Origin of the sequence: Sulfitobacter sp. HI0040, assembly GCF_001634885.1 — a bacterium.
In the GTDB taxonomy this organism is placed as follows: domain Bacteria; phylum Pseudomonadota; class Alphaproteobacteria; order Rhodobacterales; family Rhodobacteraceae; genus Sulfitobacter.
Window position 1 is genome coordinate 1 of sequence record NZ_LWEX01000490.1, and the last position, 278, is coordinate 278.

A 278-nucleotide genomic window follows, 5' to 3' on the forward strand; every position below is an offset into this window, starting at 1 on the left:
GGGTGAAGCAGCACAGCGCCACGATGACAGTGCCCACCAGCCCGTATTTCAGCAGGCGGTCGTTCTTGTCAGGGGTTGGTTCAGGCTCGCTCACGAGCCGCTCCCTGAGACGAGCGTCGCGCCGTAGCCGACCCCGGTGATGGCGGCGATCAGGGCGTCGGGTCCGGTGACGTCGTCATCGTAACGCAGGACATAGATGCCATCCTCCGCCTCACCTTCGGTGAATTCCGTGATTTCCACCGTCTCGACCGTCTTGAGCGCGGTGGCGACGATATAGC

General features: G+C 63.3%; 1 pseudogene. It reads right to left on the reverse strand.

The features are described from left to right. Positions 1–90: 90 nt before the first annotated feature. Positions 91–278, reverse strand: a pseudogene (locus A3728_RS19690) (hypothetical protein); the annotation flags it as partial.